The 17,125-nt window shown below is 67.2% G+C and carries 17 protein-coding genes; 12 read left to right on the top strand and 5 right to left on the bottom strand.

The features are described 5' to 3' along the window. Positions 1-213: 213 nt before the first annotated feature. The 6 genes from DPQ64_RS01950 (at position 214) to DPQ64_RS01975 (ending at position 7,539) form a co-directional block, all read left to right on the top strand. Positions 214-678: a PH domain-containing protein gene (locus DPQ64_RS01950; protein WP_115862671.1), complete on the top strand. Its 465-nt coding sequence runs from the start codon at positions 214-216 to the stop codon at positions 676-678. Next, positions 675-2,210: a PH domain-containing protein gene (locus DPQ64_RS01955; RefSeq protein ID WP_115862672.1), complete on the top strand. Its 1,536-nt coding sequence runs from the start codon at positions 675-677 to the stop codon at positions 2,208-2,210. The genes DPQ64_RS01950 and DPQ64_RS01955 overlap by 4 nt, the downstream gene beginning before the upstream one ends. Before the next feature lie 36 nt (positions 2,211-2,246). Then, positions 2,247-4,124, top strand: a complete 1,878-nt coding sequence (gatE, locus tag DPQ64_RS01960) for a Glu-tRNA(Gln) amidotransferase subunit GatE (protein WP_115862673.1) — start codon at positions 2,247-2,249, stop codon at positions 4,122-4,124. A gap of 129 nt (positions 4,125-4,253) precedes the next feature. Beyond that, positions 4,254-5,396 (top strand): FecCD family ABC transporter permease, encoded by a 1,143-nt coding sequence (locus tag DPQ64_RS01965; RefSeq protein WP_115862674.1) that lies wholly within the window; start codon positions 4,254-4,256, stop codon positions 5,394-5,396. Position 5,397: 1 nt separating this feature from the next. After that, a complete protein-coding gene (locus DPQ64_RS01970; protein ID WP_115862675.1) occupies positions 5,398-6,345 on the top strand; it encodes an ABC transporter ATP-binding protein in 948 nt (315 codons plus the stop codon). A 60-nt stretch (positions 6,346-6,405) separates the two neighbouring features. Continuing rightward, the gene (locus DPQ64_RS01975; protein WP_115862676.1) at positions 6,406-7,539 is read left to right on the top strand and encodes an ABC transporter substrate-binding protein; all 1,134 of its coding nucleotides are present in this window, start codon (positions 6,406-6,408) and stop codon (positions 7,537-7,539) included. Between the two features lie 13 nt (positions 7,540-7,552). On the opposite strand, the gene DPQ64_RS01980 is transcribed toward DPQ64_RS01975, so the two are convergent. Then, positions 7,553-9,043: a globin-coupled sensor protein gene (locus DPQ64_RS01980; RefSeq protein WP_115862677.1), complete on the bottom strand. Its 1,491-nt coding sequence runs from the start codon at positions 9,041-9,043 to the stop codon at positions 7,553-7,555. 155 nt (positions 9,044-9,198) lie between these two features. On the opposite strand from DPQ64_RS01980, the gene DPQ64_RS01985 reads away from it, so the two are divergent. Next, complete coding sequence (locus DPQ64_RS01985; protein ID WP_198661973.1) at positions 9,199-9,441, top strand: hypothetical protein; 243 nt, start codon at positions 9,199-9,201, stop codon at positions 9,439-9,441. A gap of 162 nt (positions 9,442-9,603) precedes the next feature. Here the strand turns inward: DPQ64_RS01985 and DPQ64_RS01990 are convergent, their stop codons facing one another. The 3 genes from DPQ64_RS01990 to DPQ64_RS02000 form a co-directional block, all read right to left on the bottom strand. Then, positions 9,604-10,452 carry a phosphatase PAP2 family protein gene (locus tag DPQ64_RS01990; protein ID WP_115862678.1) on the bottom strand — a complete coding sequence of 283 codons (849 nt, stop codon included), beginning with the start codon at positions 10,450-10,452 and terminating at the stop codon, positions 9,604-9,606. Between the two features lie 210 nt (positions 10,453-10,662). Then, a complete protein-coding gene (locus DPQ64_RS01995; RefSeq protein ID WP_115862679.1) occupies positions 10,663-11,478 on the bottom strand; it encodes an RNA methyltransferase in 816 nt (271 codons plus the stop codon). Then, positions 11,475-12,020: a hypothetical protein gene (locus DPQ64_RS02000; protein ID WP_115862680.1), complete on the bottom strand. Its 546-nt coding sequence runs from the start codon at positions 12,018-12,020 to the stop codon at positions 11,475-11,477. The genes DPQ64_RS01995 and DPQ64_RS02000 overlap by 4 nt, the downstream gene beginning before the upstream one ends. Before the next feature lie 149 nt (positions 12,021-12,169). On the opposite strand from DPQ64_RS02000, the gene DPQ64_RS02005 reads away from it, so the two are divergent. The 5 genes from DPQ64_RS02005 (at position 12,170) to DPQ64_RS02025 (ending at position 16,588) form a co-directional block, all read left to right on the top strand. Continuing rightward, positions 12,170-13,360: a dihydropteroate synthase gene (locus DPQ64_RS02005; protein WP_115862681.1), complete on the top strand. Its 1,191-nt coding sequence runs from the start codon at positions 12,170-12,172 to the stop codon at positions 13,358-13,360. Between the two features lie 107 nt (positions 13,361-13,467). Then, positions 13,468-14,205: a 6-hydroxymethylpterin diphosphokinase MptE-like protein gene (locus DPQ64_RS02010; RefSeq protein WP_115862682.1), complete on the top strand. Its 738-nt coding sequence runs from the start codon at positions 13,468-13,470 to the stop codon at positions 14,203-14,205. Between the two features lie 104 nt (positions 14,206-14,309). Beyond that, entirely contained in the window at positions 14,310-14,963 is a 654-nt protein-coding gene (locus DPQ64_RS02015) for a helix-turn-helix domain-containing protein (protein WP_115862683.1), read from the top strand. A gap of 100 nt (positions 14,964-15,063) precedes the next feature. Beyond that, entirely contained in the window at positions 15,064-15,399 is a 336-nt protein-coding gene (locus tag DPQ64_RS02020; protein ID WP_198661974.1) for a HalOD1 output domain-containing protein, read from the top strand. A gap of 178 nt (positions 15,400-15,577) precedes the next feature. Next, positions 15,578-16,588, top strand: a complete 1,011-nt coding sequence (locus DPQ64_RS02025; protein ID WP_115862684.1) for a DMT family transporter — start codon at positions 15,578-15,580, stop codon at positions 16,586-16,588. 68 nt (positions 16,589-16,656) lie between these two features. Here the strand turns inward: DPQ64_RS02025 and DPQ64_RS02030 are convergent, their stop codons facing one another. Next, positions 16,657-17,073, bottom strand: coding sequence for a pyridoxamine 5'-phosphate oxidase family protein (locus tag DPQ64_RS02030; RefSeq protein WP_115862685.1), 417 nt, complete (start codon positions 17,071-17,073; stop codon positions 16,657-16,659). Between the last annotated feature and the right edge of the window lie 52 nt (positions 17,074-17,125).

Here is a 17,125-nt window from a genome sequence, read left to right on the forward strand (position 1 = left end):
ATCACTCGACACCAAATCGTCTCTTGGTCGCCGCGTAACAGCGTTTTTGCACCAGTTTGTTCAACCGCAGAGTGGGTCTCGCGGTGAGCGTGCAGCGAGACTGCGCGCCGAGCGCGAATGACAGCACCGCGGGTCTCGGATTGCGCGACCGAATTCTCGGCCGCGCAATCCGAGACGGGGAGACTTATCGGACGCGAGGTACATTGTTGGAGCATGGAGACGCTGAACCCCCGCGTGCGACTCGCCTGGGCCATCGGCGCGGTCGTGACCGCGGCGTTTCTCGGGGTCGGTGCGGCGGCTACCGACCGATTCGTGCTCGGCGTCGGCCTCTGGATCGCCGTGACCGTGGCGGGTCTCGCGCTCGCGCTCGGACTCGTCTTCGTCGTGCTCAGATACCGCGTCTGGCGCTTCGCGGTGCGCGACGACGACCTCTACCTCGAACGCGGCGTACTGACCCGGGTGAACACCGTCGTGCCGTACGTCCGCGTCCAGCACGTCGACACCCAGCGCGGGCCGGTCGAGCGCGCGCTCGGGCTGTCGAGCGTCGTGGTGTACACCGCCGGCTCGCGCGGTGCCGACGTGACCGTCCCCGGACTCACCCCCGAGCGCGCCGACGACCTCCAGGAACAGCTCCGGCGGCTCGCCATCGAGAGCGAGCGCGAGATCGACGCCGTATGAAGCTCCACCCCGTTTCGATCCCGTACCGCGGGCTCTCCCGCGGCGCGAGCGTCGGGTTCATGCTGTTTTTCGTCTCGCAGTCGCTCGCGGGGACCGACGCGATTCCGTTCGCGCTGGTCGGCCCGACCGCGGTCGCGATAGCCGTCCTCGGCGTCGCTGCCGTCGTGGCGTGGGAGGTCGCCTACTACCGGCGGTTCGAGTACCAGCTTGGCGACGACGGGCTCGAACTCGCCTCGGGGGTGCTCTCGCGGCGAAACCGTGAGATACCGCTGCGGCGCATCCAGAACGTGGACATCTCGCGCAACGTCGTCCAGCGCGCGCTCGGCATCGCCGCGGTCGACGTCGAGACCGCGGGCGGCGGCACCACCGAGGCCAGCCTCCGGTTCGTAGGCTACGACGAGGCCAAGCGCCTCCAGCGCGAGATCCAGCGCCTGAAACGCGGCGCGGGGGGTTCCGCCGCGGAAGGCGAAGACGGCGAGATGACTGCCTCGGACGAGGGCGCAGCCGCCGAGGAGGAGCTGTTCGCGCTGGCGACCGAAGAACTGCTCCTGCTGAGTGCGCTGTCGTTCGACTTCCGGTACCTCTCGCTGCTGGCGTTCGGCCCCGCGGCGGTTCCGTTCGTCCCGGGGTTCGCGGAACTCGCGTTCGTCGGCGGCGTGATGCTGGTGGCCGTCCTGCTGGTGGGTCTCTGGGCCATCAGTTCGGCGATGACGTTCGCGCGCTACTACGGCTTCCGGCTGACGCGGGTGGACGACGAGTTGCGGTACGAGCGCGGCCTGCTCCAGCGCTACGACGGCTCCATCCCGCTGGCGAAGGTCCAGACCGTCACGCTCACCGAGAACGTCCTGATGCGTCGCGTGGGCTACGCCACCCTCGCGGTCGAGACCGCGGGCTACGCGCCCGGACAGACCCCGAGCGGCGGGTCGGAGGCCGCGGTGCCGCTCGCGACCCGCGAGCGGGTACTCGGACTCGCACGGGAGATAGAGGCGTTCGACCTCCCCACGTTCGAGCGGCCGCCCGAGCGCGCTCGGACGCGCTACGCGGTCAGGTACGGGCTCGTGTTGGCCGGTCTCGCTGGCGGACTATTCAGCGTTCGGGAACTGGTCGGGTTTCCCGGACCGGACTTCCTCGCGTTCGCGCCTTTCGCACCCCTCGCACTGCTCACGCTCGCACCGGTGGCTGCCCACCTCAAGTGGCGCAACCGGGGCTACGCGGTCGGCGAGGACCACGCCGTCACGCGGAACGGCTTCTGGGACCGGACAATCAAGGTGGTTCCGCTCTACCGAGTCCAGACCGTCATCGAGACGCGGACGCCGTTTCAGCGACGCCGACGCTGGCGGCTGGCGAACGTCGTGATAGATACGGCGAGTTCGGCCGGCAGCGCGGCGCTCGCGGCGGATTTGGACCGCGAGACGGCCGCGGAGCTTCGGGAGTTGGTCGGCGAGAAACTACAGGCGAGTCTGGCCGAGCGCCGATCAGAGGGGACCGATTCGAGTCCCGACGGGACCCAAGGAAACGCTCGCCGAGACTGAACGGTTTTTTACTCCTCGCGCTCGGAGTGGCGGGTAATGACCGACTACGACCACGACTACGAGGACCTCGGCCTCGTAGCTGGCCTCGAAATCCACCAGCAACTCGACACCGAGACGAAGCTGTTCTGTGAGTGTCCGACCGAACTCCGCGAGCCCGACGAATCCGAGCGGCGGTTCACGCGCTTCCTCCACCCGACCAAGAGCGAACTCGGCGAACTCGACGACGCGGCCGTCGAGGAGAGCCGGGTCGACCGCGAGTTCGAGTACCTCGCGTACGACACGACCTGTCTGGTCGAGGAGGACGACGAGCCGCCCCACCGACTCGACGCGGAGGCCCAGGAGGTCGTCCTCGAGATCGCACAGCTGCTCGACATGAACGTGGTCGATCAGGCCCACGTCATGCGCAAGATCGTCGTCGACGGCTCGAACACCTCGGGATTCCAGCGCTCGACCCTGATGGCCTCCGATGGGGAAATATCGACCAGCGAGGGGGCGGTCGGCGTCGAGGACCTGCTGCTCGAAGAGGAGAGCGCCCAGCGCGTCGAAGCGACCGACGACGGGGTCCGGTACTCGCTCGACCGCCTCGGCATCCCGCTCGTGGAGATCGGCACCAAGCCCGACATCCGCTCGCCCGAGCAGGCCCGCGAGGCCGCCGAGCAGATCGGGATGCTCCTGCGCTCGACCGGGAAGGTCAAGCGCGGGCTGGGCACCATCCGGCAGGACCTCAACGTCTCCATCGCGGAGGGCGCACGCGTCGAGATGAAGGGCGTCCAGAGCCTCGACGACATCGACGACCTCGTCGAGAACGAGGTACACCGGCAGGTCCGCCTGCTCGAGCTCCGGGACGAACTCCGCGAGCGGGACGCCGAAGTCGGTGACCCGACGGACGTGACGGCGGTCTTCGAGGGTTGCGACTCCGGCGTCATCGGCGGCGCGCTCGACTCTGGCGGGAAGGTCACCGCGGTCCTCCTCTCGGGCTTCGACGGCCTCGTGGGAGCCGAGATTCAGCCCGACCGGCGACTCGGCACGGAACTCTCGGACCACGCCAAGCGCCACGGCGCGGGCGGTATCTTCCACACCGACGAACTCCCGGCGTACGGCGTGACCGAGCAGGAGGTCGCCGACCTTCGCGAGGCGGTGGGCGCAGACGAGCGGGACGCGGTCGCCATCGTGGCCGCGGACCCCGAGACGGCTGACCTCGCCATCGAGGCCGCCGCCGACCGCGCCGAGACCGCACTCGACGGCGTTCCAGAGGAGACCCGCGGCGCGAACGAGGACGGGACGACTCGGTACCTGCGCCCGCTGCCCGGCGCGGCCCGGATGTACCCCGAAACCGACGTTCCCCCGGTCGAACCCGACCCGAGCGAGGTCGAGACTCCCGAACTCCTGACCGAGAAGGTACAGCGGTACCAGGACGAGTACGGACTCGACGCCGGACTCGCCGAGCAGGTCGCGTACGGCGAGCGCATGCCCCTGTTCGAGCGAGCGGTCGAGGAACTGGGCGTCGACGCCACGCTCGCGGCCGGAACCGTCGAGAGCACCGTCACGGAACTCCGGCGCGACGACGTGCCGGTCGAGACCCTGACCGACGACCACTTCCTCGGGACGCTCGAACTCGTCGCGGCGGGCGAGACGGCCAAGGGGAACGTCGGCGAACTGCTGACGGTCCTCGCCGAGACCCCCGATCTCACCGCGGCCGAGGCGGTCGAACAGGAGGATCTCGGTAGCGCGGACACCGACGAGGTCCGCGAGGCCGTCGTGGAGGTCGTGGAGCGAAACGAGGGACAGGTCCAAGAGCAGGGTATGCAGGCGTTCTCCGCGCTGATGGGCGAGTGCATGGGCGCGCTCGGCGGGAACGCCGACGGCGACCTCGTGAGCGAACTCCTCCGCGAGGAGATCGGCAAGCGCGCCTGAGCGCCGCCGCGGCGGCGCTCAGGCGCGCTACCGCCGCTCGACGTTGTTCTGGGGACCGAGACGCGGCGTCGCCGGGCGAGTTCCACATCGCAACCACTAAATGCTTTTTAGGCCTACCTAAAACAACTGATGGCGAGCGAAGCTCCCGCGGAGTCGAACTCGAAGTCCGAGCGGCCGACCGGAAAATCGAACTCGGAGCGGTCGGCCGGAAACGAGTACGTCGACCGGTCGCTCGCCACGGTCGTGCTCGGGAGCCTCGCCATCGTCGCGGTGGGCGGACTCGTGCAGGTCAGCTTCGGGTCGTACTCGATGACGCTCCCCGAGGTGTGGGCCGCGGTGTTCGACCCGGCCGTCCTGCTCGACCCGCGAGCGTGGGAGTCGTTCCTGCTCGGTACCGAGATGCCCGAGGTTTCGCGGGACGCCAGCGTCGTCTGGAATCTCCGGATTCCGCGGGTCGTCGTCGGTATCCTCGCCGGCGCGAACCTCGCCGTCTCCGGGGCCATCTTCCAGGCCATCACCCGGAACGAACTCGCGAGCCCGTACGTCCTCGGCGTGAGTTCCGGGGCCGGACTCGCGGTACTCTTGACGCTGGTCGTGTTCAGCGGGGCCGCGGCGTTCCTCCCGCTGTTCGCGGCCGCCGGTGGTGCCATCGCCTTCATGCTCGTGTACGCCATCGCGTGGAAGGGCGGGACGAGCCCGGTTCGGCTGGTGCTGGCCGGCGTCATCGTCGGCACGGTGTTCAACTCGCTCCAGACCGGTCTGTTCTTCTTCGCGGAGGACCTCGCGGTCGTCCAGTCGGCCATCGCGTGGACCACCGGCTCGCTGACCGGCACCGACTGGGAGCAGGTCAGGCTCGCGCTCCCGTGGACCATGATAGCGGTTGTGCTGTCGGTGGCGGGGTCGCGCCAACTCAACGTCCTCCTGCTCGGCGAGTCGACGGCCAAGTCGCTCGGCATGTCGGTCGAGCGGGTCCGCTTCGGCCTCGCCAGCGTCGCGGTACTCGCGGCGAGCGCGGCTATCGCTGTCGCGGGCATCGTCGGGTTCGTGGGCCTCGTCGTTCCCCACATGGTGCGCTACCTCGTCGGCAGCGACTACCGGCGGTTGGTGGTCGGCTGCGCGTTCGCGGGCCCGGCGCTGATGGTCGCGGCGGACGTCGGCGGCCGACTGCTGCTGTATCCGATCCAGCTTCCGGTCGGTATCGTCACCGGCGTGCTGGGCGGCCCGTACTTCCTATACATGATGCGAAAACAACAGGACGTGGGTGAGATCTGAGATGAGACTGAACGACACCGAACGCGTGAGCCGGTCAGACGACGAATCGGCGGATGTCTCGGACCGCGAGCGCGCGAATCGCCCGGACGGCGACCGGAAGCAATCCGACCAATCGGAGCGGCAGGGCGGAGCGACCGAATCCGGCCACGACCCGACCGTCGACAGCGCCGTCCTCGCGGAAGACCTGTCCATCTCCTACGCGCCCGACGCCGACCCGGTGGTCGAGTGCGAGCGCCTCGACGTGCCCGAGGGCGAGGTCACCGGGCTGGTCGGACCGAACGGGAGCGGGAAGTCCACGCTGCTGAAGGCGCTCTCGGATCACCTCGACCCCGACCGCGGGTCGGTGTACCTCCACGGCCGCGAGGTCCAGTCGTACGACCAGAAGGAACTTGCCCGCGAACTCGGCCACCTCTCGCAGGAGAACGACTCGCCCGGCTCCATCACCGTCGAGGAACTCGTCTATCACGGCCGATACCCGCATCGGGGCGTGTTCGAGAGCGTCGACGAGACCGACCGCGAGGCGGTCGAGCGCGCGCTCGACCTCGCGGGCGTCGCACACCTCCGCGACCAGAACGTCGACAGCCTGAGCGGCGGCCAGAAGCAACTGGCGTGGATCGCGATGGTGCTGGCACAGGACACCGACGTCCTGCTGCTCGACGAGCCCACGACGTTCCTCGACCTGCACCATCAGCTCGGCGTGCTCGAAACCGTCCAGCGGCTCAACCGCGAGAAGGGCGTCACCGTCGCGGTAGTGCTCCACGACATCTCGCAGGCAGCCCGGTTCGCCGACTACCTGGTCGCGCTCGACGACGGCGAGATCTACGACTGGGGCCCGTCCGAGGAGGTCGTCTCCGAGCAACTGCTCGCGGACGTGTTCGAGGTCGAGGCCGCCGTCTCCTACGAGCCGGAACTCCAGATACTGCCGAAACGCGCGATTCGCGACCGCTGAAGCTTTCTTTAGGCCAGCCTAAACCGAAGCGCTTAAAATGTTTTAGGCGAGCCTAAAAATATGGTAGAAGACGATTCGGCTCGAACGACCCGGCGTCGGTATCTCACCGCCAGCGGATCGATAGTCGCGGCAGGGCTTCTCGCCGGCTGCGTGGGCGGCGTCGCCTCACCCAGTGACGGCGACGAGACCACCGTGAGCGGCGGGGCGTACTCGGCGACGATGGAGCCGGTCGGCGAGGTGAGCCTCGACGGCGTGCCCGAGACGTGGGTCGCCAACAACGGGAGCTGGGCGGACATGGGCGTCGCGCTCGGCGTCGACCCGCCGGCCGCGCTCTGGCTCACGAGCCGGTATCACACCCAGTACTACGACGAGATCGACGGCGTGTCGGTCGATAAGAGCGAGATGGTCGATCTGTACCGCGACGGGGTGAGCACGGAACTGTTCTACGAACTCGACGCCGACGTACACGTCCTCGATCCCAACTTCCTCATGAATCGCTACAAGGGCTGGGCACAGGAGGACGTCGACGACGTCGCCGAGACTGTCGGGCCGTTCTTCGGCAACAGCATCTTCTCGCGTGGCTACGGGTGGCACGAGGACTACACCTACTACACGCTGTACGAGGCGTTCGGGAAGCTCGCCGAGCTGTTCGGCCGGACCGACCGCTACGAGGCGTTCGCCGACCTCCACGAGGAGTTCCAGTCGTCGCTGTCCGACGTGATTCCGGCCGAGGGCGAGCGCCCGACTGTCGCGGTCCTCTGGGCGGCAGGCGACGAGCCCGAGACGTTCCTCCCGTACGTGATGAGCGAGGGAACCAGCTTCAAACAGTGGAACGACCTCCAGGTCCGGGACGCGCTGGCCGAGACCGACGTGAAGGACTTCCACAGCAACCGCGGCGAGATCGACTACGAGACGCTGCTCGAGGTCGACCCGGACGTGTTGCTCCTCCGCGGTCAGGAAGCCAAGACCGCCGAGGAGTTCCGGGACACGGTTGGCTCGTTCATGGAAGACCACAACGTCGCGCGCTCGCTGACCGCTGTCCAGAACGGCGACGTCTACCGCGGCGGCCCGCTGTATCAGGGCCCGATCACCAACCTCGTCCTCACCGAGCGCGCCGCAAGGCAGGTTTACAACGTGGACACGGAACTGTTCGACCGCGGTCGCGTCGCCGACATCGTGAACGGCGATATCTAAGCCGGCCTGCGCGTCAGTCGTCGCCCAGTCGCTCGACCGACTCGCCGATGGCTTCGACGCGTTCGACCTGTTCTCCGGTGACCTCCGCGACCGTCGAGGCCTCTTCGGCGACGTCGGTCGAGTGGCGCGACACGGTCTCGACCATCGCGGAGATCTCCTCGGCGGCGACCGCCTGCTCGTCGGTCGCCTCCGCGACCTCCTCGATGCCCTCCACGGTCTCGGTCACCGCGGTTACGATGTCCCTGAGCGTCTCCATCGAGGACTCGACGTTCTCGACGCCCGCTTCGACGCGTCGCTCGGTCCGTTCGAGGCTCTCGACCGTGTCGTCGGTGTGTGCCTGTATCTCGGCCACCATCTCCTCGATCTCGCTGGCCTGGGTCTTCGACTGCTCGGCGAGCGACTTCACCTCCTCGGCGACCACCGCGAAGCCGTCCCCGGCCTCGCCCGCGCGTGCGGCCTCGATAGACGCGTTGAGCGCGAGCAGGTTGGTCTGGTCGGCGATGTCGTTTATCACGTCCACGATGTCGTCGATCTCGGTGACTCTCTCCTCTAGGTTCGCCATGTCGTCGGTCACGTCCCCCCGCGCGTCGTCGATGTCCGTCATGGCGTCCATGGCCTCGCTGGCGGTCTCCTGACCGTCCTCGGCGAGTTGCTTGGCCTGCCGACTGGTCTGTTCGACCTCCTCGGCGCTGGCGGCGACCTCCTCGACGGTCGCGCTCAGGTTCTCGGTCTCGCCGGCGATCTCGTCGATGTCGTCGGCCTGTTCGTGGACCGACTCCTGGATCTCGTCGGCGCTCCGCGCGACGTTCTCCGCCGAGTCCGACAGGTCCTGGAGCGACGCGTTCACGTCTTCGGAGATAGCCCGCTGGAGGTGCTCCATCTCCGCGTTTGTCTCCCGAATCTCCTCGCTGTACGACTGGATGTACGTGTCAGACACCACCTGCATGTCGAGGTTCACGATTCGGAGCAGCGACAGTACCTCCTCTATGCCCTCGGAGAACTCCTCGCGGATTACGTCGGCGGCCTCGTCGTCGACACGCTCGACGGTGCGTTCGATCACGCGCTCGCCGATCTTCGGCACGAGGAAGTTGTAGTAGAGCGCGTACGCTCCGAGGTAGTGTTTCATCGGCATATCGAGCACGTCGTGGACCTTCCCGATGCGGGCCCGACTCGAGAAGTACTCGCGGTCGTACTCGCCGCTTGCGAGCGACAGCAGATAGTCGGCCTGCGTCTCCTTGAGTTGATCGACGGTCCGGGTCGAGCGGCCGAGGACCTCCGAGGTCTCCTCGCGGTCGGTGAGGTGGTCGTAGAACTCCGCGACCGCCTCGTCGGCGACCGACTCGAACATGTCGCTCATCCCGTCGAGCCGCTCGGCGTCGGCGTCGTCGAACCCCGTGAAGTCCTTGCGCCACGCGACCTCCTCCTCGTCGATGGCGAGGTCCGCGAGCAGCGAGTCACCGTCGATACGCCCGGCTATCCGGTCGTCGGCCGTCGCAGTCTCCATGATAGCACCACGGGAGCACGGCGACTTAATCATTCGGAGCGTTATCATGCGTGAAAAGCGGGACGGGAAGGAGTTCGGCGACCGCGACGGACCGGTGAACGCGAGTGCAACGGCCCGGAGAAACCTTGAAGATTGGGGGTGCCCAACGTGTCACCATGAACAAGTGGCTGCGCGTCGGCGGCTGGGCCGCGCTCGCGCTCGTCGTCCTGTGGGTGATCCTGGAGATCGTGACGGTCGTCCTCGGCATCGTGTCGTGGCTGGTAGGAACGGTGGTCTCGCTGGTGGTCCTCGGTTTGGTGCTGTATCTGGCATACCTCCTCGTCTCGAAACTGCTGGGCGGTGGCGGCTCCGGTCGCTCGCGGTCGCGGTCGCGCGAGCGCGAGAAGATCTTCGAGTGAAAAGCATCGAGTGCGGATGATAGCGGACGATTTTTTCGAGCGAGTCCGGTTGCTCGGCGAGTCCGCGGCGGCGCGCCGCCGCGGACTCGCCGAGCAACCGCGCGTACCGTCGCGGAGTCACCGAGCAATCGCACAGTGTCGACAACAACTGGTCGAACTCGCCTACACCGGCGCATAGCGCCGAACGCCCGACACGAACTCGCGGGAGATCACCGACCAGCGGGGGTCGCTCACGCGCTGTGAGAGCCGGTAGGCGACCCAGACCAGCACCACCGCGAACGCCGCGTCGGTGACCCAGTGGACGCCCAGATACAGCGTCGACAGCACGATGCCGACCGCCAGAATCCCCGCGGTGTAGGCGTACCGAGCGTCGGCCTTCCGGGCATAGAGCGCCGCGAGCACCGACAGGCCGGTGTGGAGGCTCGGGAACGCCTTCACCAGCGTGTCGGTCGAGAAGATGCCGTACCGGATGGCCGGGCTGAGCTCGTACATCAGCGGGTCGACCGACGAGAGGTACAGCGACGACACCTTCACCGGGAACAGCAGGAAGAACGGCACCGAGCACAGTACCACGATGATGTACGCCAGCGCGTAGCGCTGGGCCTCCTTCTCGTCGTGGGCCTTCACCTTGAAGTACGTGAACAGCACGATGAACGGGAAGCCCACGAGGTAGATGGCGGTGGCGAAGATGGTCAGCGGCGTGGTCGCCACCGCCTGAAACGCCACGACGGTCGCGCCTTCGAGCGCGTAGATAGCCCCCGTGAACGTCCGGGGCACGTGGAAGTGCAGCGCCAGCGTGTTCACGGTCTGGGTGACGACCCACGCCACGCCGAGATACTTCCAGTCGGTCCGTAGGAAGTCCCGGAGCAGGTCGCGGAACCGGAGGTCCGGGATGAACACCCGCTTGCCGACCAGCATGGTGGCGACGCTCGGCACCGCCACGAGGAGGGTGAACTGCGTGCCGAGCGGCAGGGAGGCGAACTGCATATCGAACGGCAGGGAGGGAACCATATTCATCGCTGAGTTCGTGCCAGTTGCATAAAAGCGTTGACTATCGGTACGAATCCGTCGGTTCGTCGGCTGGGCGCGGACGTCGGTCGGCGGGACGTAGGCACCGGTCCGCGACGCGCTATACGCTCCATCTGCAGGTCGATACCGAGTATCTTCGCGGACGAACAAAACCGTTCGGGCGGAATCCGCGGCTTCGACCGCCTCAGCCCGCTACTGACCGCTGGATTCCGATTCGTCGCTCTCCAACTCGTTGCTCTCCGAGCCATCGCTCGCCGATTCGTCGTTCCTCGATTCGTCGTTCCCAGATTCGTCGTCCGCGTGATATATAGCGCGGCGCAACACGCCGCGGAGCGTCCTGACCTCCCGGCCGGTCGGGTGCGCGCGGCCGAGCAGCCGCCGGACGAGCCGTAGCGTCTTGTCGCGCTTCTCCTCGGGGTGGTCGACGGCCGCGAGGAACTCGGCGAAGTGGTCGTAGAACCCCTCGATCTCGCGCTCGTCGGCGCGCTCGCGCTCCACGTCGGGGAGCTGGGTCTCCTCGATTCCGAGGTCCCGGAGTTCGTACAGCGTGACGGTGGCGGCCTGTCCGAGGTTGAGCGAGGGGTAGGACGCGCTGGCCGGAATCGAGCACACCTCGTCCACGCGGGCCATCTCCTCGTTCGTCAGGCCGTTGTCCTCCCGGCCGAAGACGAGGCAGGTGTCGGCCTCGACCGTCTGCAGGGAGTCGGCCAGCTCCGCGGGCGTCACGAACGGGAAGCGCCGGTGCTTGCGGGCGTCCTCGTTGGTCGTGGCGGTCAGCCCGACCGTGTGGTAGTTCGCGACCAGTTCGTCGAAGCTGACCTCGTCGTAGTTCGGCAGCACGTCCTCGCGGGCCTGCCCGGCGAAGCCGTACGCCTCGCTGTCGCGGTCGAGTTCGGGCGGGTCCACCAGCTTGAGGTCGTGCATACCGAAGTTCTTCATCGCGCGAGCGATGGTGCCGACGTTGCCCGGCGTCTTCGGCTCGACGACGGCCACTGCGGGCGGGTTCATGACGGATAGTCCGCGTCGAGGTCCAGATCGTCGTCCACGTCGAGCGGTTCCCGGAGGTCGATGCGCTCCTGATCCTCCTCGGGGACGTCGACGGTGAGCGCGTCCTGATCGACGTTCGACGGGTCGGGCACGTCCTCGGGGTCGGTCTCGACGTGCTCGACGCTGCCGTACCCCTCGGGCGCGCGTCCCCCGTCGGCGAACCACTCGTGGAACTCGTCCTGAAGCTCCTGCTCGCCCTTGTAGCGGTCGCCGCCTGCCTCGGCGAACCAGTAGACGAAGTCGGCCTCGTGGTCGGCACAGAGCACGACCTCGCTCATAGGTTCGCCGTACACGATCTCGGCGACGTTGCACTGCTCCAGGCCCTCGTCGCCGTGAATCAGCCAGCAGGCGTCGCACGGCGAGTTCACCAGCGCTTGGAGGCGAGCCAACCGATTTCGCGCGTCGTCCGGGATCTCGTCCATCGGCCGGAACTCGCCCTCGTCGGTGAACAACTCGTCCTCGTCGAACCGCCACCCTCTGAGTCCGATGCTGACCTTGCCCATTTGCTCGGGAAGTTGGGATTCGGCGGTGAAAAAGAGCGCGTTCTGTTCGCGCTCGCGGCCGCGCGCCGCTCCGGGTAGTCCCGTCGGGGACTCTGACGACCGCAGGCGAACCGACCTCCTTTTTGTCGCTCGCTCCCTGCTACCCGGACATGCAGAACGTCACCGCCGCGGGGCTGGGTATCGGCGACGACCACCCGCCGCGGATCATGGGCGTGCTCAACGTCAGCGAGGAGTCGCCCTACGACCCGAGCGTGTACGACGACCCGGGCGAAGCCGCCGCGTACGTCGACTCGGAGCTCGTCGGCGAGGGCGCGGACATCGTGGACGTGGGCCTCGAATCCGCCAACAAGCGCTTCGAGGTGCTGTCTGCCGAGGAAGAGCTCGACCGGCTCGACACCGCGGTCGAGGCCATCGAGAGCGTCTCGGGCGACCCCGTCTTCTCCATCGAGACGCGCTACAGCGAGGTCGCCGACGAGGCGCTCTCGCGGGGGTTCGACATGGTTAACGACATTTGCGGGTTCGCCGACCCCGAGATGCCCGTGATTTGTCGCGAGCACGACGCCGCCGTGGTCAAGATGGCGAGTCCGCCCGACCTCGAACGCCCCGGCGCGGTGGAGAAACCCGACGACATCTACGAAGCGCTGAAACGCGGTGGCCTGACCGACAAGACCATCGTGGACCCCGCGTTCGGCGGCTGGTCGGAGGACAAGACCCTCGAAGACGACCGCGAGACGTTCCGCAGGCTCCGGGAGTTCCGCGGGCTGGGCCAGCCCATTCTCGTCTCGATCAACCGGAAGAACTTCCTCCGAGACCTCGCAGACAGGAGCACCGAGGAGGCGCTACCGGTGTCGCTGGCCGCGACCTCGATGGCGGTCGAGCGCGGCGCGCACGTGATCCGAACGCACGACGTGGCCGAGACCGCCGACGCCGCGAAGATCGGCGCGGCGTTCACCCGCGACCGGGTCCGGACGGCGATTCCGGGCGATGAAGGAGATCGCGAAACCCTCCGAGTCGAGGAACTGGACGTGACGACCTCGGGCGAGGCGGCCCGTCACTTGGAGCGCATCGCGGCCTCGTCGACCAGTGCCGACGAGGCCGCGATGCGCGTGGTGGAACTGTCCGGGCTTTCGAGCGACGAGCGCGAAACGCTCGCGCAAGCGGCCACGGACGCGGGCGTCACGGTCGAGCCGGGAGATCCGACTACACGGGGTGATTCCGCGATCTTGCTCGCGGGAACGCTCGCCGGATTGGATCGGCTCCAGCGCACGGTGGAACCGAACTCCGACCGGATCGTCGCGGCTCTCGCGGCTCTCGAAGCTGTCGAAGACCCGGAACGTTAAGAGAAAACTTATGCCGGGGGAGTCAGAAAGGTCGCTTGGGAAGCTGGAAGGGCACCTCGCGGGTAGGGGTACTTGCAAGGTGACCTTCCGGCTCGAACGGTTCTGACATGAACTACGAAACGTGGAGTCCCGTCTATCGCGAAATCCTGGCCGACTTCGGCTTCGACGCGGCGGGCGACGAGCGCGCTCGCGACGAACTCGCCGAGCTGACCCGCCCGTTCGACCTCGGCCGCCTCGACGTCGCTGGCGAGACGGTCGCCATCGCGGGCGCTGGTCCGTCGTTGACCGACCCCGACCATTCGGACCGGAACGACGAACTCGCTCGGGCTCGCGACGCCGACGCGGTGTTCGCCGCCTCGACAGCGGCTGACGCGCTTCGGGAAGCCGAGATCGCGCTCGACTGCATGGTCACGGACCTCGACAAGAACCCGAAGACGGCCCGCGACCTGACGGAGGAAGGCGTCCCGGTCGCGACCCACGCCCACGGCGACAACGTGGCGGCGGTCCGCGAGTGGGTCCCGAGATTCGAGCCCGAGGCCGTCCTGCCGACCACGCAGGCCCGACCGGTCGCCCACGTCGAGAACGTCGGCGGGTTCACCGACGGTGACAGGGCAGCCTTCCTCGCCGATCACCTCGGCGCGGCGGAACTAGTGTTCATCGGCTGGGACTTCGACGACCCGGCCGTCGACCCCGTGAAGGCGAAGAAACTGGCGTGGGCCGAGCGCCTGCTCCGGTGGCTGGAGCTCCGCCGCGGCGAGCAGTTCGGCGTGCTGGAGGGTCGTCGGGAAGAGGGCGTTCTCGGCGGCCGTCGCGAGGGAATCGACGTGAGCGAATTCCCAATCTGAACGGATTTCCGGGGCCGATTACGGCGGTGACGGGCCAATCATCACGTTTCCGGGCATCATCACTTTTGTCCTGCGCGTAGAGACCGGAGTAAGGGTCACCGACAATGAGCGTCCTCGCCGAGTTGACGGTCCCGGCCGCCGAGTTCGTCCTGACCGAGACGCTTACGTCCGTCTCCGGAATGCGAATCGAGATCAAGCGCGTCGTCGCGGGGAGCGACCGCGTGACGCCGTACTTCTGGGTGGCCGAGGCCGACTTCGACGACTTCGAGGCCGCGCTCCGCGGCGACCCCACGGTCGAGGACATGGTCATGATGGAGGAGCAGACAGACGACGAGCGGTTCTACCGGGTCGTCTGGCGGGCCGACAGCGCCAATCTCATCACGGCCGTCTCGGAGACCCGCGCGACCATCATGGAAGCCGTGAGCGAGAACGGCGACGACTGGCAGGTCAAGTCGCTGTTCCCGGACCGGGACGCGCTCTCGAAGTTCCACGACTACTGCGTCTCCCACGACTTCTCGTTCACGCTCGACCGCGTCTACACCGCCGACAACTCCCAGGAGGAGGGCGAGTACGACGTGACGAGCGACCAGCGGGAGGCGCTCGTCGGGGCCTACCACGCCGGCTACTTCGACGTGCCCCGCGGAATCACGCTGACCGAACTCGCCGAGGAACTCGGCATCTCCCGGAACGCGCTGTCGGCCAGACTCCGGCGGGGCCAGCGGAATCTCCTCTCGAACACGCTGGTCCACGACGAGTGAGTCGACGGCGAAACGGACCGCACGTAAAACGGTGGTAGCACTACCACACCGAACCTATCGGGAGTGCGGGCCAACGTTTGGAGGCGACTTCGGTGGTACGATGAACGTAGAAGACAAACGAGTAAACCTCGATACTGCAGAGTCGGCGGAGCAACCGACGGTCGTATACGAGCGAGACGACCGCGAGATGGCGACAGAGGCCGTGGTCGCGGCAGTCAGTTCAGCGCTGGAGACCACGGCGACCGAACTCGACCCGATCTACGACGTGGTGGATTCGGACGCACTCGATGCTCTCTTTCCTCCCGATGATGCGCGTAAGTCGGGGATGCGCGACACGACTGGGATGAACGGCCACGTCACGTTCCTGTACGGCGGCCAACTGGTTCGCATCGGGAGCGACGGGGCGGTGCGCGTCTTCTCCGCGCACGACGGCTGATCGGCTTTCTGGACGATTGGGGCTCTGTGAGCGGACCGCCGTAGCGGAGCGTGCTGTAGTGGTGACCCGAGTTTGGTTTTTCGAGGCCTTGCCGACAACCGCGCGAGTGCGTGACTTGGTAGCGCGATTCCGGCAAGTCTCAAGGGTAGGCCGTTCCTACTCTCTTTCCTCAGAACTCATGTGGAATCCGAATCTCCGATCTCACACCGATCTCGGTCTATTCGTCGGTCTCGCGGCAGTCTGGGGTACCGCCTATCTCGCCATCGAAGTCGGTCTGCGGACCGTTCCGCCAGTGACGCTCGCCGCGCTCCGGTACGACGTTGCCGGGGTCGTGTTGCTCGCGGTCGCGGCCGTACTCGCCGTCCGCCGGGGGAACCGATTCCTCCCGCGGACCCGCGACGAGTGGAAACTGATCGGCATGGGCGGCGTGCTCGTCATCGGGGCTCACTTCGCGCTGCTGTTCGCCGGCCAGCGGTACGTCTCCGGCGGCGTGGCCTCGGTCGTTATGAGCCTCGTACCTGTCATGACGCCGGTGTTCGCGCTCGGACTGCTCCCCGACGAGCGGCCCGACGCCCGACAGACGCTCGGCGTGGTGCTCGGCCTCGTCGGCGTGATCGTGGTCGCGCGGCCCGACCCTTCGGGAAGCACGACGACCATCGGCGTGGCCCTGCTCGTGCTCTCGGCGGCGAGCTTCGCGCTCGGCTCCGTGCTCACGAAACGCTACGAGTCGGGGCTGTCGGTGGTGGCCGCGCAGGCGTGGACGATGCTGGTCGGTGCCGCGGTGCTCAACCTGTTGGTGGTCGGCCTGCCGGGCGAGTCGTTCGGTCGCGTGGGCGCGACCCCGACGATGCTGGTCGCGCTGGCGTACCTCTCGGTGGTCGCGAGCGTCGGCGGCTTCGTGGCGTACTTCCGGCTGCTCGACCGGTTCGGTCCGAACGAGGCCTCGCTGGTCAGCTACGCGGTGCCGATGTTCGCCGCGCTGAGCGAGTGGCTCGTTCTGGGAAGGACCATCACGACCGCCACGGCGGTCGGCTTCGGCATCATCGTCGTCGGGTTCGCGGCCATCAAGTGGCGCACGCTCCGCCGGGCCACGACGCCGACGCCCGAGCGGACTGCAGTGAAGTCACAGGCGTCGAAGGCGGGCGCGGTGATGGTCCACGACAACGTCTACCTCCGCGACGTGGAGTAACTGACAGAACGCACCAAGTCGGGCGACCGGACGGCGACCGGCCGTTCGGTCGCCCGACGAGCGTCAGCTCAGACGTCGGGGCCGAATCTACGCCCGGTTATCTCTTCGGGTCGTAGCCTGTAGAAGTCGAACCCGAGTTCGTCGACCGACATCTGCGTGGAGACGTTGAGCACCGGAACGACGTTGTTCTCGGCGAGCGCGTTGGCTGCGAGCAGTTGTTCATCCTCGGGGACCGGTTCGATGGGGCCCCGAGCCACGACGCTCGACGCGGTCAACCCGTCCACGTACACGGTGAACGTGGCGGTCTCGGTCGTCTCCATGAACGACATCTTGTGGCTGGAGTCGGTGTAGGCCATCTGGAAGTAGATGCTCTCGCCGTCGTACCCGAACGACTCGGGGACTGCGTACGATTCGCGTCCGTCTGACAGCGACAGGACTCCCGAGTCACGCTCCCGGAGGAATGAGTCGATCTCCGACTCACTCATATTTGCGACATCCATTCATTGCGAATAGATGATATCTGTTTAAGTACCTGTT

Source organism: Halorussus litoreus (assembly GCF_003382685.1).
Taxonomy (GTDB): Archaea; Halobacteriota; Halobacteria; order Halobacteriales; family Haladaptataceae; genus Halorussus; species Halorussus litoreus.

Bases quoted from the DNA above. Each gene is read 5' to 3' on its own strand.
- DPQ64_RS01985 (WP_198661973.1), top strand. From the start codon at position 9,199: ATGAACAAGTGGCTGCGCGTCGGCGGCTGGGCCGCGCTCGCGCTCGTC.
- DPQ64_RS01955 (WP_115862672.1), top strand. From the start codon at position 675: ATGAAGCTCCACCCCGTTTCGATCCCGTACCGCGGGCTCTCCCGCGGC.
- DPQ64_RS01975 (WP_115862676.1), top strand. From the start codon at position 6,406: ATGGTAGAAGACGATTCGGCTCGAACGACCCGGCGTCGGTATCTCACC.
- DPQ64_RS02020 (WP_198661974.1), top strand. From the start codon at position 15,064: ATGAACGTAGAAGACAAACGAGTAAACCTCGATACTGCAGAGTCGGCG.
- DPQ64_RS02005 (WP_115862681.1), top strand. From the start codon at position 12,170: ATGCAGAACGTCACCGCCGCGGGGCTGGGTATCGGCGACGACCACCCG.
- DPQ64_RS01990 (WP_115862678.1), bottom strand. From the start codon at position 10,452: ATGGTTCCCTCCCTGCCGTTCGATATGCAGTTCGCCTCCCTGCCGCTC.
- DPQ64_RS01980 (WP_115862677.1), bottom strand. From the start codon at position 9,043: ATGGAGACTGCGACGGCCGACGACCGGATAGCCGGGCGTATCGACGGT.
- DPQ64_RS02015 (WP_115862683.1), top strand. From the start codon at position 14,310: ATGAGCGTCCTCGCCGAGTTGACGGTCCCGGCCGCCGAGTTCGTCCTG.
- DPQ64_RS02010 (WP_115862682.1), top strand. From the start codon at position 13,468: ATGAACTACGAAACGTGGAGTCCCGTCTATCGCGAAATCCTGGCCGAC.
- DPQ64_RS01965 (WP_115862674.1), top strand. From the start codon at position 4,254: ATGGCGAGCGAAGCTCCCGCGGAGTCGAACTCGAAGTCCGAGCGGCCG.
- DPQ64_RS02030 (WP_115862685.1), bottom strand. From the start codon at position 17,073: ATGAGTGAGTCGGAGATCGACTCATTCCTCCGGGAGCGTGACTCGGGA.
- DPQ64_RS01970 (WP_115862675.1), top strand. From the start codon at position 5,398: ATGAGACTGAACGACACCGAACGCGTGAGCCGGTCAGACGACGAATCG.
- DPQ64_RS02025 (WP_115862684.1), top strand. From the start codon at position 15,578: ATGTGGAATCCGAATCTCCGATCTCACACCGATCTCGGTCTATTCGTC.
- DPQ64_RS01950 (WP_115862671.1), top strand. From the start codon at position 214: ATGGAGACGCTGAACCCCCGCGTGCGACTCGCCTGGGCCATCGGCGCG.
- gatE (WP_115862673.1), top strand. From the start codon at position 2,247: ATGACCGACTACGACCACGACTACGAGGACCTCGGCCTCGTAGCTGGC.
- DPQ64_RS01995 (WP_115862679.1), bottom strand. From the start codon at position 11,478: ATGAACCCGCCCGCAGTGGCCGTCGTCGAGCCGAAGACGCCGGGCAAC.
- DPQ64_RS02000 (WP_115862680.1), bottom strand. From the start codon at position 12,020: ATGGGCAAGGTCAGCATCGGACTCAGAGGGTGGCGGTTCGACGAGGAC.